Raw genomic sequence first — 15,135 nt, forward strand, 5'->3', positions numbered from 1 at the left:
AACCGCTTCGCTATTAGAATTAAAAAACAAGACTTCAAACAAAAATGGTACTCATCTTTATTCTCTTTTCTATTTTCTCTTCTCTAAAAAATTAGATAACACCATCAACAATCCCATAAGCCACAGATTCCTCTGCACCCATCCAATGGTCTCTATTAAAATCTTTCATCACTTTATCAAAATCCTGTCCGCAATTATCAGCCAAAATTTTAGCACTTAACTCCTTCGTTTTCAAAATCTCTTGAGCTGTAATTTCAATATCACTAGCTTGTCCTCGAGCACCACCACTAGGTTGATGAATCATCACTCGTGCATGAGGCTGGATAAAACGCTTCCCTTTAGTACCAACCGATAACAAAATAGACCCCATCGAAGCCGCCAATCCTGTACAAATAGTCGATACATCACTTTTTAAAGATTTTATACAGTCATACATCGCAAAACCAGAGGTTACATAACCACCAGGACTGTTAATATATAAATGGATATCTGCTGTTTCCAGAGCATCCAAATAAAGCAATCTATCAATCACATGTTTAGCCGATTTATCATCCACCTGACCCCATAAAAACACCTTACGTTGCTCAATTAATTTGCTATCAATAGCATCCTGTATTTTCAATTTACTCATATCTAAATATCTTTTTATTAACTACTAAGCATCTAAAATAAAAAAAGGTTCACCATTATGGCAAACCTTTTAACTTTCTTTTTATTAAACTTTCTATAAAAGTCCGTCAATAGCTTCTGTGTAAGCATTTTTTGGTGCAACACCAACTTGTCTTCCAACTACCTCTCCGTTTTGAAAAACTAAAACAGTAGGTATGTTACGCACACCATATTTAGCAGCAAACTCTTGGTTCGCATCCACATCAACCTTTCCTACAACAGCTTTACCTTCGTATTCATCGCTAATTTGTTCAATAATTGGTCCAACCATTCTACAAGGTCCACACCAAGCTGCCCAAAAATCAACCAATACTGGTTTGTCGCTCTTTAAAACCGTTTCTTCAAACGTTGCATCTGTAATCTCTAATGCCATAATATTTATATTTTAATATGTTCTTAATTCGTTTTAATAACACAAATTTAGTCAAAAAATATTCCAAAGCTTACAAACCAACAATTTGTTTTCCCTATAACGGCATCAGTTAGGTTTATTTCTATAATTTGGGCGCAACCACAAGGGTCGGGCTATCCGTTACAAGTCCTCGCTCCCACCTATCGGGATCGCTGTGGGCTTTCCTCTACTATCCCTTGCGCGAGTGCAGAACACCAATTGAAATTTTAGTTAAGCAACTAAAAAGTTGCGTATTAAATTTATTTACTTTAATTTAGCAACCATAAAGTTGCATATTAATCAAAAAACCTAACTATAATGAAAGATTCAATCAAAAAAGAAGTGATTTTTAATCACGCTATAGACCAAGTATGGAATGCCATTACAAAAGCCGAAGAAATCTCAACATGGTTTATTCCAGCCGATTTTAAAGCCGAAAAAGGATATAAATACCTATTCACTTCCCCTCCAAACGAAAAAGGTTGTAACACAATTGGTGGAGAAATATTAGAAGCAAATCCTTATGTTTTAGTTTACACATGGATTGTTGGTGGAACAGAAACAGAAACCACTGTAAAATGGGAACTAGAATCCACAGCAGAAGGCACAAAACTGACCCTAGAACACACCGGTATTTCAAAATACGCAGGCGAAACGGCTATTGAAATGTTCGAAAGCTTTAATGGCGGATGGGACAATTGTATTAATGGTTTAACTAGCTATTTAAAAGAAACAGTAAATGCAGGATAAAATCACCAGACTTTTTAAAGCCATTGCAGACCCAACAAGGCGTGATATTTTTCATGCCTTGGTGATTGCAACCTCGGCATTATCAATCACTCAAATCTCAAATCAGTTTGAAATGACCCGCCAAGGCGTCACCAAACACATTAAAACTTTAGAAGAAGCGGGGTTAGTCTATATTAACTCACAAGGAAGAGAACGCTTTTGTAATGCCAACCCAAAAGAACTACAAGACCTTAACAAATGGATGAAGTTCTATGAGCAATTCTGGGATGATAAATTGAGTAGTTTGGGGGATTATTTGGATGAAAAAAGCTAATTAAACTCTTCATCATAATAGAGGTAAGACATGACAATTTGTTCATGATAATTTCGATGATAGAATTAACAGATTCTCACGCTTTTTTTTCATGAAAAAGCTCAAAATGACGCTAAAACTATAACCTAATTCAACTTAAACCTCACATCCTGTGCCTCCAACTCACTCAATAGCTCCTGAGACACTTTAACTTTCTGTCTTCTACTAGACATGCTCAATTTCATCTTTTCATTCATATCATAAACCAAAAAATTCAATGCTTGATTCCCAGGATGCATGTGCAACAACTCTTTTAAGGCTATTATTTTTTGTTCCGTTAAATCTTTAATATCGACCTGTATCGATAGTTTTTTAGCATATTGTTCCATCACATCATGCAACAATTGAAAACTATTAAACTGTAATCTTGGATCGCTCTTTTTACCTGTGTCTTTATTGGTCCATCCTTCACGCACAAAGCTTTTTACAAACACAAAATTGTTCTGTAATAAAAAGTGCCTGTATTTTAAATATTCTTCACCAAAAATTCTAAACTCGTAACTATCAGTATAATCTTCTATCGTAAATAATGCCCAACCTTTTCCTTGCTTGCTCACACGATGTTGTACATCGGTAACCACACCTCCAAACACCAATTCACGATTCACATAAGGTTCTAAATTATTAAACATCCCAACGGTGGCATTACAAAATGTCTTCATTTCGGTTTTAAAATCATCCAACGGATGACCAGAAATATAAACCCCGACAACTTCACGCTCTTTACTCAAAGTTTTCATAGTGCCCCATTCTTCACATGGTGGCACTTCAGGTTCAGAAAATTGCACACTACTCTGCTCTCCAAACATGTCTATCTGTGCAGAATTTTTATTCTCTTTATACTTTTGGGCAAACTTTATGGCCTTTTCTAAAAAGGTAATTCCATCGCCATCATCATGAAAATATTGCGCACGATGTATATCGCCAAAACCATCAAAACCACCTGCATAGGCTAAATTTTCAAAGGCTTTTTTATTAGCGGCTCGTAAATCAATACGTTTTGCAAAATCGAAAATAGAACTGTAATGTCCGTCTTCTTTTCTATGCTCCACAATAGTCATTACTGCACCATGACCAACACCTTTTATAGCTCCCATACCAAAACGCACCGCACCATCTTTATTTACAGAAAATTTATAGTAACTTTCATTTACATCTGGCCCTAAAACGTCCAACTTCATACGTTTACATTCTTCCATAAAGAAAGTAACTTGCTTGATGTCATTCATGTTATTGGAAAGCACCGCAGCCATATATTCCGCAGGATAATGCGCTTTTAAATACGCCGTTTGGTAGGCAATCCACGCATAACATGTGGAGTGTGATTTATTAAAGGCGTAACTCGCAAAAGCTTCCCAATCTTTCCAAACTTTTTCAAGAATTTTAGCATCATGTCCGTTTGCACTGGCTTGCTCAATAAACTTAGGTTTCATTTTATCCAAAACCGCAATTTGCTTTTTACCCATCGCTTTACGGAGTACATCGGCTTCACCTTTTGTAAAACCTGCAAGACTTTGAGACAGTAACATTACTTGCTCTTGATATACCGTAATACCATAAGTTTCCTTTAGGTATTCTTCCATCGCTGGCAAATCGTACTCAATGTCCTCATCGCCATGTTTTCTACGAACAAAACTCGGAATATATTCCATTGGTCCTGGACGGTACAAAGCATTCATCGCAATTAAATCTTCAAAAACCGTAGGTTTTAAATCCCGAAGGTGTTTTTGCATCCCAGGCGATTCGTATTGGAAGACCCCAACGGTTTCACCTCGTTGGAATAAGGCATAAGTTTCTTCGTCATCTAAAGGAAAATTCTCTGGGTCTAATTGGATATCATGCTTTGCTTTTACGATTTTAACTGTGTCTTTAATTAAGGTCAGCGTTTTTAAACCCAAGAAATCCATTTTCAGTAATCCAGCATCTTCCACAACCGAGTTATCAAACTGTGTGACATACAAATCTGAATCTTTTGCAGTTGCTACAGGCACAAACTTGGTAATATCATCTGGCGTGATGATAACACCACAGGCATGAATTCCTGTATTTCTAACAGAACCTTCAAGACTTCTAGCAAGATTTACAGTTTCAGCTTGCAAATCTGAACCATCTGCAATATTTAGAAGCTCGTTTACTTTTTCTAAATCTTCAGCCCTAAACTTCTTCCCCAATTCTTTTTCATCTAAACCAAAAATCTTCCCAAGTTTAGACATGGTCGGAATCAATTTCGCAATTCTATCGGCATCAAATAATGGTAAATCTAGTACACGCGCTGTATCTCGAATGGACGATTTTGCAGCCATCGTACCGTAAGTAATAATTTGCGCTACTTGATTTGAACCATATTTATCAATAACGTATTGCATGACACGTCCACGACCTTCATCATCAAAATCGATATCAATATCGGGCATACTAATACGATCTGGATTTAAGAAACGCTCAAAAAGTAAATCGTACTTCAACGGGTCAATATTTGTAATCCATAAGCAATAAGCCGCTACAGAACCAGCAGCTGAACCACGCCCAGGACCTACCGAAACATCCATATTTCTGGCTTCGCGAATAAAATCTTCAACAATTAAGAAATATCCTGGATAACCTGTGTTTTCAATTACAGATAACTCAAAATCGAGTCGTTCTTTTACTTCTTCTGAAAGTTCTTCGCCGTATCGTTTTTTAGCACCTACATAAACCAAATGTTTCAAATAAGCGTTTTCTCCACGCTTGCCGCCATCAGCCAAATCTTCATCATGTTTGAATTCATTAGGAATATCAAACGCAGGTAATAACACATCACGAGCCAATTGAAAGGCTTCAATTTTATCGACAACTTCCTGCACATTTATAATTGCTTCAGGAACGTCCTGAAACAATTTTTTCATGGCATCTGGCGACTTAAAATAATATTCTTGATTTGGTAATCCATAACGGTAACCACGACCTCTTCCGATTGGTGTAGCTTGTTTTTCACCATCTTTCACACATAATAAAATATCATGTGCATTGGCGTCTTCTTGTTTTCTGTAATACGTATTATTTGATGCTACTAGCTTAACATCATGTTTTTTTGCCAACTTAATTAAAGTTGGATTTACACGATTTTCATCCTCTTGATTATGCCGCATGAGCTCTACATACAAATCGTCTCCAAATTCTTCTTTCCACCACAATAAAGCTTCTTCAGCTTGATTTTCGCCAATATTTAAAACCTTACTAGGGACTTCGCCATATAAATTTCCTGTAAGAACAATTAAATCTTCTTTATACTGCTGAATCAATTTTTTATCAATTCTCGGTAAATAGTAGAAGCCATCAACAAAGGCATGAGACGATAATTTTGCTAAATTATGATAGCCATTTTTGTTTTTTGCGAGTAACACAATTTGGTAGCCATTATCTTTTCTCGTTTTATCCGTATGGTCTTCGCATACAAAAAACTCACAACCGACAATAGGTTTTATCAATTTTACATCTGTGCTTTCACCTTTTTCCTCAGCTTCAGCTATTTTTTCTTTAATGCTTTTATTCGCTTTATTAACGGCATTTACAAAGTGAAAGGCACCCATCATATTTGCATGATCGGTTAAGGCTACAGCTGGCATATTATGTTCTCCTGCAGCAGCAACAATATCCGAAACACTCATAGTAGATTGTAACACCGAAAATTGCGAATGGTTATGCAAATGCACAAACTCAACATCCGCTAAATCGGATGCGTTTTGTTTAATATCTTCTGTAGAAATTCCAGATTTTGCCTTTTCAATGCGTTCTCGAATTTTAGCACTTTCCTTTTTAAGATTGATGTGCTTTAATCCAATGGTTTGAATGGTATCTGGATTCTCTTTTTTGAAATTTTCAAAATAATCAGGAGCAACATCTAATTGTTCTTTGGTGTATTCACCTAAACGAATCAACTCGAAAAAACAACGCGTAGTAGCCTCAACATCGGCAGTAGCATTATGAGCTTCAGAAAAAGGCACGTTAAATAAAAACTCATGAAGCTCTGTTAATGTTGGTAATTTAAACTTCCCATAACGTCCTCCAGGAATTTGGCACAAACCTGCTGTATGCTCAGTACAAGTATCTAAAACGGGGAGTTCTTGCAAAGGGTTTTCAACATCACCACGAACAAATTCCGCACCCATAATGTTTAAATCGAACTTTACATTTTGCCCAACAACAAACTTAGTTTTAACTAAAGCTTCATTAAACTTCTCTAAAACCTCAGCCAAAGGTATACCTTGTTCTTGGGCTAATTCGGTAGAAATACCGTGGATTTTCTCTGCATCATAAGGAATATTAAAACCTTCTGGTTGCACCAAATAATCTTGACTTTCAATACAATTACCCATAGCATCGTGGAGTTGCCACGCGATTTGAATACACCTTGGCCAATTATCAGTATCTGTAATTGGTGCATCCCAACGTTTTGGTAATCCGGTGGTTTCAGTATCGAAAATTAAGTACATGTCCTATGTTTATGGGTTGAATTGCCTATTTGTTTAGCCACAAATGTCGAGCATATAAAAATAGGTAGAATTTGTACTTTTTTAAAATGAAGTTATAAACAGTTGTAAACAAAAAATGCAACCCAAATGGGATTGTGTTTTTCTTAACCGTTTATTAATATTTGATGACACTAATTTTTCTTGTACTTTTTTCAGTATCAATAGCCGATTTAATTGTATTAAAAGACATTAACATTTAAAGCCATTATTTAAAATAATTTATCATAAATTAGATTTTTAATATTTAACAGTTATCATGAAATCATTCGTACTTCTCTTAATGCTTACATTCACTTCAAACTGCTTTTCACAGACTGTGCAATTGTATGTGGGCACTTATACAAAAGGAAATAGCAAAGGAATTTATAAAGTGAATTTTAATACCGAAACAGGACAATTAAGCAACTTAAAACTAGCTATATCAATAGATAACCCTTCATTTTTAACGTATTCACCAGACAAGAAATATTTATATTCTACGAATGGTAGTGAAAGCGGATTTATTTCTTCCTACAAAATAAAAGATGATGGAAGTTTGGTTTTATTAACGCGAGTAAGTAGTATGGGAAAAGGTCCATGTCATATTTCAATTCGTGAGGACGGTGAAACGATTTCAGTTTCAAACTACGTTGGAGGCAATATTGCTATTTATCCTGTAAATGAAGATGGGAGTTTAGCTGAAGCTAGTCAGGTTTTTAATCAAAATAGTGCTGATAGAAAATCTCACGCACATTCTGCTTTGTTTTTTAAAGACGAATTATTTGTTGCCGATTTGGGTAGAAATGCCATTTATCAATACATATTAGATGGTAATGACTATAAATTAAATTCTGAAGCTATTATAAAAACAAAAGGAAATCCCGGTCCTCGACATTTTAAACTAACTAAAGACGGCAAATTTATTTACCTTATTAATGAATATGGTGCTACAATTACTACCATTAAAAGAACAAAAAAAGGATTCAAAGAAATTGATGAAGACAGTACTTTAGAGCCTGGATTTACTGAATTTAATAAGTGTGCAGACATTCACATATCTAAAGATGAGCGTTTTGTATACGGTTCCAATCGTGGCGAAAATACCATTGCTGTTTTTCAACGCAATACAACAAATGGAAAACTTAATAAAATACAGAGTATGTCGGTTCATGGTGATTGGCCGCGTAATTTTACTATAGATCCAACAGGTAAATTTCTATTGGTTGCTAATATGAGAACTGAAAACATAGCAGTATTTAGTATTGATAAAAAAGCTGGTACACTCACTTACTTAAGTGATTTTAAAGTTCCAGAACCTGTTTGTTTATTATTTTAAATTCGTATTTAATTAAAGTATTAGTTTTTAAAAAAATATGGTATATTTGCGCCCTCATTAATAACCGAGGTCGAGAACCTCAAATAATTAATTATTATGCCAGTAAAGATTAGATTACAAAGACACGGTAAAAAAGGAAAACCTTACTACTGGATCGTAGCAGCTGATGCACGTTCAAAAAGAGATGGTAAATACCTAGAAAAATTAGGTGCTTACAATCCAAACACAAACCCAGCAACTGTTGAATTAAACGTTGATGGGGCTGTAAAATGGTTACAGAATGGTGCACAACCAACTGATACTGCTAAGACATTATTGTCTTACAAAGGAGCCATGTTAAAAAATCACCTTGCAGGTGGTGTTAGAAAAGGTGCTTTAACTGAAGAGCAAGCAGAAGCTAAATTTACTGCTTGGTTAGAAGAAAAAGAAGCCAAAATCCAAGCTAAAGCTGATGGCTTAACAAAAGAAGAAGCAAAAGCAAAGGCTGACGCTCTAGCTGCTGAAAAAGCTGTTAATGAAGCAAGAATAGCTGCGGCTGCTCCTGCTCCTGTTGAAGAAGAGGTAGCTGAAGAAGCTCCTGCTGCTGAGGCTGAAGCTTCAAACGAAGAAGAATAAAAAAATAATTTTTTATACTTTTAAACTCCGATAGAAATATCGGAGTTTTTTATGCAAAATTGTTTTGCATTATGCTGAATTTATTTCAGCATCTTTAAAATCAAGGAATAAGATCCTGAAAACTAGTTCAGGATGAAAAATTAAAAATTTTTCATGAAAAAAGAAGATTGTTTTTACATAGGAAAAATTGTAAAAAAATATAGTTTTAAAGGTGAAGTTTTAGCTAAACTAGATACTGACCAACCAGAGCTTTACGAAAACCTTGATGCTATATTTTTAGAATTAAGAAACAACCTTGTACCTTTTTTTATTGAACGTTCTCAACTACACAAATCTGAATTACTTCGTATTAAATTTGAAGATGTAGATACAGAATCAGATGCTGATGCCATTATGAAAAGTGGTTTGTATTTGCCTTTAGATTTATTACCAAAACTAGAAGGTGATAAATTTTACTTTCATGAGGTGATTGGATTTACCATTACAGATAAAAACTTCGGAGACGTTGGGATTATTAAAGCTATTAACGATTCAACCGCGCAATCACTTTTCGAAATAGACCGTAATGGGATAGAAATTCTAATCCCAATGAATGATGAATTTATTGTAAAAGTTGATAGAGACAACAAAACTATTATTGTTGAGACTCCAGAGGGTTTAATTGATTTATATTTAGAAGAATAATCGTGTCTAAAAAACCATTTAAATTTAAAGATTTTACAATAAACCAAGATCAATGTGCCATGAAAATTGGAACTGATGGTGTATTATTGGGGGCTTGGACTTCTTTAGAAAAAAATCCGTTTTCTATTTTAGACATTGGATCTGGAACTGGCATTTTATCACTTATGATGGCACAAAGAAGTCATGCAGAAGTAATAGATGCATTAGAAATTGACGCCCAAGCTTTTGAACAATGTGTTAATAATTTTGAACAATCACAGTGGGGAGACAGACTATTTTGTTATCATGCTTCATTAAAAGAATTTATTGAAGAAATAGAAGACGAATATGATCTAATTATTTGCAACCCTCCTTTTTATTCTGAAAATTTTAAAACAGACAATAAACAACGAGACTTAGCGCGATTCCAAGACGCCATGCCTTTTGAACACTTACTAGAAAGTATTTCTAAATTACTATCTAAAAACGGTGTCTTTTCAGTAGTTATTCCTTTCAAAGAAGAATCTCAATTTATAGCTTTAGCTTCAAAACACCACTTATTCCTTAATAGAAAACTACAGGTTAAAGGCAGTCCTCAATCTGAAATAAAACGAAGTTTATTAGAATTCTCATTCAGCGAAAGCGAAATATCTAATGAGGAGTTAACTATTGAAACAGAAAGACATCAATACACAGACAAGTACATTAATTTAACCAAAGATTTCTACTTGAAAATGTAATTAACTAGACCTATCTAATGGTCTAGTTAAGCAAGTCGGTCCGCCGCCTCCTTTAATACTAATATCTTCACCTTTATACAAAGTGACTTCACATCCAGCTTGTTCTAATAATTTTTGAGTTTTTGGATTGCCTTTAACCATAATACATTTTCTTGGTGCAACTGCCAATACATTGCAACCCATAGATTCAAATTCTTCATCTGGAACTTCAATCAATTCAAAACCTCTTCGCAATAAGTCATTTCTAAATTTTACAGGCATTAAAGGAGAATACACGACTGCTAAATCTTTATCAACAGGACTTAAAATACTCATTAAATGAAATACATCATTTTTGCCTTTATAATGTGGTAATTCAGCAATTACAACTTCAATACCTTTTGGCTCTAATAACAATTTAAGCTGATTAATCCCTTCTAAATTAGTTCTATACGTATGGCCAACAGCTAATGTTTTATCATCTAACCAAGCCACATCACCACCTTCTAAAGTTCCAGGTGCTTCAATAATTCCTAATATTGGGATATTATTTTCTTTATAAACTTCTAGTTGAGATTGTGGTTCATTAATTCGTCCTCCTTTCCCCATATTGCAAATAATCATCCCAAAATCTGTAGCTATAGATGCATCTCTACAGTAAATTGAATCAATCTGCACATTTTGATTGAATGGAAAGTGTTCAACTTTTATATTATTATCCAGTAGATATTTCTGAAATAGTGAATATTCTGCTAATGCCTTTTCAAAATCTGGACGAGACAGATAATTTAGTTTCTGCCATTGATTTTCTAAATGAACATCAGATATAAAAGCATTTATTGCTGGTTTAATATATACCGATTCTAGCTTTTTGTATTCTGAATGACGTGTTGTTTTCATTTATTTCTCACGTTTATTCCATTGCATAATAACAAAAACAGGGATTCCTAATAACAATAATAATAATCCAAAAAGAGCGCTTTCTTCTCCAGCTCCGTAAATAGCCCAAAGTGAGTAAGCAATTCCTAGCAAACTTAAGGTTAGCACTTTAATCCAGTTTTTAACTTGAATTTTTCTTTCAATTAAAACAAGAACATAGGCTGCCGATACGAACAAATATGGAATAAGATTTGAAAAGACAACAATATTTGCAATAAATTTAAACTGATCTACAAGTCCGTCAGACAAATTCATTAACATTATAGCTGTAGTAAGTAAACCCCCAATAATTAATCCAAATACAGGAGCACCATTTTTATTTTGTTTTCCAAATATTTTAGGAAACAGTTGATCTTGGGATGCAGCCATTGGTATTTGACCCGTAAACAACACACCAACATTAAGGCAGCCTATTGCAGATATTACAATTCCTCCAGCAACAAAATACCCGCCAAAATCACCTCCAATAAGTCTTGCAGCATCTGCAAATGGAGAGGGAGATGAAGCCAGTACATCCATAGGTAAAACGCCAAAAAGAACAAATGTACTTAAGATATAAACTAAAGCGACAATCATTGTTCCAAAGAAGGTTGCTTTAGGTATATTTTTATCAGGATTTTTAATATCCGCAGCTGGCACAGAAGCAGATTCCAGCCCTAAAAAAGCATACAAAGTTGCTGCTGCAACAATTGGTATTACTGGAAAATCACTTTCTCCTGTTAAATTAAATGCTGGAAAATTATTAATATCAAATAAAAATAGACCCGCTATTATTACAAAAAACAGAGGTAATAATTTTAAAATGGTTGTAATAACTTGAAATTTACCTGAATCCTTAATTCCTCTTGCATTAATCCAAGTAAGAAACCAAACTATAGACAGTCCTGATAACACCCTAATTACACTATCACTTTCAAGCACTGGAAAAAAGAAACTTAAGGCGCCAATAACAGTTATAGCAAGTGCTGCATTACTAACCCAAATTGATATCCAATAACCCCAAGCTACTAAGAAGCCTATAAAGTTCCCAAAACCAGCTTTAGAATAGGCATATGGACCTCCACTTTTATCTTTTATTATTTTACTGAAATTGCCAAAAATCTTTGCTAAAATTAATGCTCCAGCTGCGGTAAACAACCAACCTAAAAAACTTATGCTGCCATATGGAGCAAGTATAGCTGGTATAACAAAAATTCCAGCCCCAATCATACCTCCAATTACGTATGAAGTAGCAGTAATTAATCCAATTTTTTGTGTCTGAGAATTCATTTGGTTGGTTTTGAAAGCGGTAAAAATTATATTGAGTAAATTAGGGACGAAAAGCGAATGTACAATTATATTATTTATGACCAAGAAATATACTATTGATTCAGATATTAGAAAAGCTGAAACACTTCCCGCTATTTTTTATAAAAACAAAAACACTTTTGAGACTTTAAAAAATCAAGTGTTTCTTAATTCATGGCAGTTTATAGGTGATGAATGCTTATTGAATGAACCTGAATCTGTATATCCTTTTGTATTATTAGAAAACTTTCTGTCTGAACCATTATTATTAACTCGTGACGGAGATAATAAAATAAATTGTCTTTCGAATGTCTGCACACATAGAGGAAACTTAGTAGTCTTAAACTCTGGAAAGCAAAAAAAATTAATCTGTGGTTATCATGGTAGAAAATTTAACCTTAAAGGTGAGTTTGAATTTATGCCAGAATTTAAGGAAGTGCTTAATTTCCCAAAGCCATGTGATAATTTACATGAATTCCCATTAATAAAATGGGGGAGCTTATTGTTTGCAGGGTTAAATCCATTGTTCAATTTTCAGCAAGTAATTGATAAAATGAATGAACGGATTGGATTTCTTCCTTTTGATGATTTTTCACTAGACAAATCTTTAAATAAAGATTTTGTTGTGAATGCACATTGGGCGCTATACTGTGATAATTATTTAGAGGGATTCCATGTGCCATTTGTACATAACGATTTGGATGCTGTATTAGATTATGGTAGTTATAAAACAGAAACTTACGAATATTGCAATCTTCAAATTGGATATTCAGATGAGGCAACCCATACTTTTAATTTACCAGAAGACCATATAGATTATGGCAAAAATGTTGCAGCCTATTATTATTGGGTATTCCCAAACATGATGTTTAATTTTTATCCTTGGGGTCTGTCTTTAAATATTGTTCATCCGCTGTCAATTAATAAAACTAAGGTCTCTTTTATCTCTTATATTTTAGATGCTTCTAAATTAGAACAAGGCGCAGGAAGTGGTTTAGAAAAAGTAGAAAAAGAAGACGAGGAGATTGTAGAAAATGTTCAAAAAGGAGTTAATTCTTCATTCTATAAATCTGGCCGATATTCACCTAAAAGAGAACAAGGTGTGCATCATTTTCATAGTTTACTTGCCCGATTTCTAAATCTTTAAAATTCTCTAAAAAAAAAGGTACTGATTCAGTTGCTTTAGTTAAATTTGAGCAATGAAAAATATTGAATTATTAAAAAAACAATGCTTTTATTGATAATTTTGTTTTAAAACACACTAATACCTAGTCTTTATGAAACCAGACTTATTTGAAGCACCAGATTATTACAACCTTGATGAATTATTAACTGACGAACATAAATTAGTACGTGATGCTGCCCGAGAATGGGTAAAACGCGATGTTTCTCCAATCATTGAGGAGTATGCTCAAAAAGCAGAATTTCCAAAACAAATTATTGGTGGTTTAGCTGAAATTGGAGCTTTTGGACCTTACATTCCAATGGAATATGGTGGCGCTGGTTTAGATCAAATTAGTTATGGATTAATCATGCAAGAGATTGAACGTGGAGATTCTGGAGTACGCTCTACAGCTTCTGTTCAATCATCATTAGTTATGTATCCTATTTGGAAATATGGCAATGAAGCACAACGTAATAAATATTTACCTAAACTAGCTTCTGGTGAATGGATTGGTTCTTTTGGTTTAACAGAACCAGACCATGGAAGTAACCCTGGAGGCATGACTACTAATTTTAAAGATATGGGTGACCACTATCTTTTAAATGGTGCAAAAATGTGGATTAGTAATGCTCCTTTTTGTGAAATTGCTGTGGTTTGGGCTAAAAATGAAGAAGGTAGAATTCATGGATTAATTGTTGAACGTGGTATGGAAGGATTTTCTACTCCTGAAACACATAATAAGTGGTCGCTGCGTGCATCTGCAACTGGTGAACTTATTTTTGATAATGTAAAAATCCCTAAAGAAAACCTGTTACCAAATAAATCTGGTTTAGGAGCACCTCTTGGTTGTTTAGATTCTGCACGTTATGGAATTGCTTGGGGTGCTATTGGCGCCGCTATGGATTGCTATGACACAGCTTTAAGATATAGCAAAGAGCGCATGCAGTTTGGAAAACCCATTGGTCAGTTTCAGCTACAACAAAAAAAATTAGCTGAAATGATTACCGAAATTACTAAAGCACAACTTTTAGCTTGGAGACTTGGCGTAATGCGTGAAAATGGCACTGCAACTTCTGCCCAAATATCTATGGCCAAACGCAATAATGTAGATATGGCTATTAATATTGCTCGAGAAGCTAGACAAATGCTTGGTGGCATGGGTATAACTGGGGAATATTCTATCATGCGTCATTCTATGAACCTAGAAAGTGTTATTACTTATGAAGGCACTCATGATATTCATTTGTTAATTACAGGGTTGGACGTTACAGGTTTGAATGCTTTTAAATAACTAGTTAAAATTAAATTTTCGTTCGCAAGTTTTTATACAATTCGGCATCTTAATTATATATTTGCCAAAAAAATATTTCTTGCATAAGTTTACAGCAATATTTTTCGTGTTTTTATACATGCTTGCTATGTTAAGACCTGTTCAGCCTTATGTTGAATATGTACTTAATCAAGATTATATTGCTGAGTTTTTATGTATTAATAAAGACAAGCCTAAACTCCAATGTAACGGTAAATGTCATTTAGTAAAAGAAATTAAAAAACAGCAAGAAACAAATCCTTTGAATTCGCTACGTATAGCGTTAGAAAACTATCCTATAGGATTTGTTAGTATTTTAAAAATCTCTGCTTCACAATTGCTGAGTACTTCAGAAAAGGATAAGAATTCTTTTTATCAAAAATTCTACGACTATAGCTACAATTATAGTGCGTTTCAACCACCTGATTTAGTGTAATTTTACAGCTACTT

At 34.2% G+C, this 15,135-nt stretch carries 14 protein-coding genes; 9 read left to right on the forward strand and 5 right to left on the reverse strand.

Annotation, left to right across the window (positions count from 1 at the left end):
* Nucleotides 1–91: 91 nt before the first annotated feature.
* Nucleotides 92–631 (reverse strand): ClpP family protease, encoded by a 540-nt coding sequence (locus tag DIS18_RS03155; RefSeq protein ID WP_109351576.1) that lies wholly within the window; start codon nt 629–631, stop codon nt 92–94.
* A 93-nt stretch (nt 632–724) separates the two neighbouring features.
* Nucleotides 725–1,042 (reverse strand): thioredoxin, encoded by a 318-nt coding sequence (trxA, locus tag DIS18_RS03160; protein WP_109351577.1) that lies wholly within the window; start codon nt 1,040–1,042, stop codon nt 725–727.
* A gap of 336 nt (nt 1,043–1,378) precedes the next feature.
* Between trxA and DIS18_RS03165 the strand changes: the two genes are divergently transcribed.
* Together DIS18_RS03165 and DIS18_RS03170 are read left to right on the forward strand one after the other, a co-directional pair.
* Complete coding sequence (locus DIS18_RS03165; protein WP_109351578.1) at nt 1,379–1,810, forward strand: SRPBCC family protein; 432 nt, start codon at nt 1,379–1,381, stop codon at nt 1,808–1,810.
* Complete coding sequence (locus tag DIS18_RS03170; RefSeq protein ID WP_109351579.1) at nt 1,800–2,123, forward strand: ArsR/SmtB family transcription factor; 324 nt, start codon at nt 1,800–1,802, stop codon at nt 2,121–2,123. Before DIS18_RS03165 ends, DIS18_RS03170 begins: the two co-directional genes overlap by 11 nt.
* 125 nt (nt 2,124–2,248) lie before the next feature.
* Here DIS18_RS03170 and dnaE read toward each other — a convergent pair whose 3' ends face one another.
* A complete protein-coding gene (gene dnaE, locus DIS18_RS03175; protein ID WP_109351580.1) occupies nt 2,249–6,634 on the reverse strand; it encodes a DNA polymerase III subunit alpha in 4,386 nt (1,461 codons plus the stop codon).
* Between the two features lie 295 nt (nt 6,635–6,929).
* Between dnaE and DIS18_RS03180 the strand changes: the two genes are divergently transcribed.
* The 4 genes from DIS18_RS03180 (at nt 6,930) to DIS18_RS03195 (ending at nt 10,006) form a co-directional block, all read left to right on the forward strand.
* The gene (locus DIS18_RS03180; protein ID WP_109351581.1) at nt 6,930–7,988 is read left to right on the forward strand and encodes a lactonase family protein; all 1,059 of its coding nucleotides are present in this window, start codon (nt 6,930–6,932) and stop codon (nt 7,986–7,988) included.
* A 96-nt stretch (nt 7,989–8,084) separates the two neighbouring features.
* Nucleotides 8,085–8,603, forward strand: coding sequence for a 30S ribosomal protein S16 (locus DIS18_RS03185; protein WP_109351582.1), 519 nt, complete (start codon nt 8,085–8,087; stop codon nt 8,601–8,603).
* A 153-nt stretch (nt 8,604–8,756) separates the two neighbouring features.
* Nucleotides 8,757–9,287: a ribosome maturation factor RimM gene (gene rimM, locus DIS18_RS03190; RefSeq protein WP_109351583.1), complete on the forward strand. Its 531-nt coding sequence runs from the start codon at nt 8,757–8,759 to the stop codon at nt 9,285–9,287.
* A 59-nt stretch (nt 9,288–9,346) separates the two neighbouring features.
* Complete coding sequence (locus tag DIS18_RS03195; RefSeq protein WP_109352568.1) at nt 9,347–10,006, forward strand: tRNA1(Val) (adenine(37)-N6)-methyltransferase; 660 nt, start codon at nt 9,347–9,349, stop codon at nt 10,004–10,006.
* Here the strand turns inward: DIS18_RS03195 and DIS18_RS03200 are convergent, their stop codons facing one another.
* Entirely contained in the window at nt 10,007–10,885 is an 879-nt protein-coding gene (locus DIS18_RS03200; protein WP_109351584.1) for a dimethylarginine dimethylaminohydrolase family protein, read from the reverse strand.
* Nucleotides 10,886–12,193 carry an amino acid permease gene (locus DIS18_RS03205; RefSeq protein ID WP_109351585.1) on the reverse strand — a complete coding sequence of 436 codons (1,308 nt, stop codon included), beginning with the start codon at nt 12,191–12,193 and terminating at the stop codon, nt 10,886–10,888. It abuts the gene before it with no gap.
* 76 nt (nt 12,194–12,269) lie between these two features.
* Between DIS18_RS03205 and DIS18_RS03210 the strand changes: the two genes are divergently transcribed.
* The 3 genes from DIS18_RS03210 (at nt 12,270) to DIS18_RS03220 (ending at nt 15,121) form a co-directional block, all read left to right on the forward strand.
* On the forward strand, nt 12,270–13,358 hold the full coding sequence (locus DIS18_RS03210; RefSeq protein ID WP_109352569.1) for an SRPBCC family protein: 1,089 nt from the start codon (nt 12,270–12,272) through the stop codon (nt 13,356–13,358).
* Between the two features lie 130 nt (nt 13,359–13,488).
* Nucleotides 13,489–14,667 carry an acyl-CoA dehydrogenase family protein gene (locus DIS18_RS03215; RefSeq protein WP_109351586.1) on the forward strand — a complete coding sequence of 393 codons (1,179 nt, stop codon included), beginning with the start codon at nt 13,489–13,491 and terminating at the stop codon, nt 14,665–14,667.
* A 79-nt stretch (nt 14,668–14,746) separates the two neighbouring features.
* Nucleotides 14,747–15,121: a hypothetical protein gene (locus tag DIS18_RS03220; RefSeq protein ID WP_146191789.1), complete on the forward strand. Its 375-nt coding sequence runs from the start codon at nt 14,747–14,749 to the stop codon at nt 15,119–15,121.
* Nucleotides 15,122–15,135 lie beyond the last annotated feature (14 nt).

It is taken from the genome of Algibacter marinivivus (assembly GCF_003143755.1).
GTDB lineage: Bacteria > Bacteroidota > Bacteroidia > Flavobacteriales > Flavobacteriaceae > Algibacter_B > Algibacter_B marinivivus.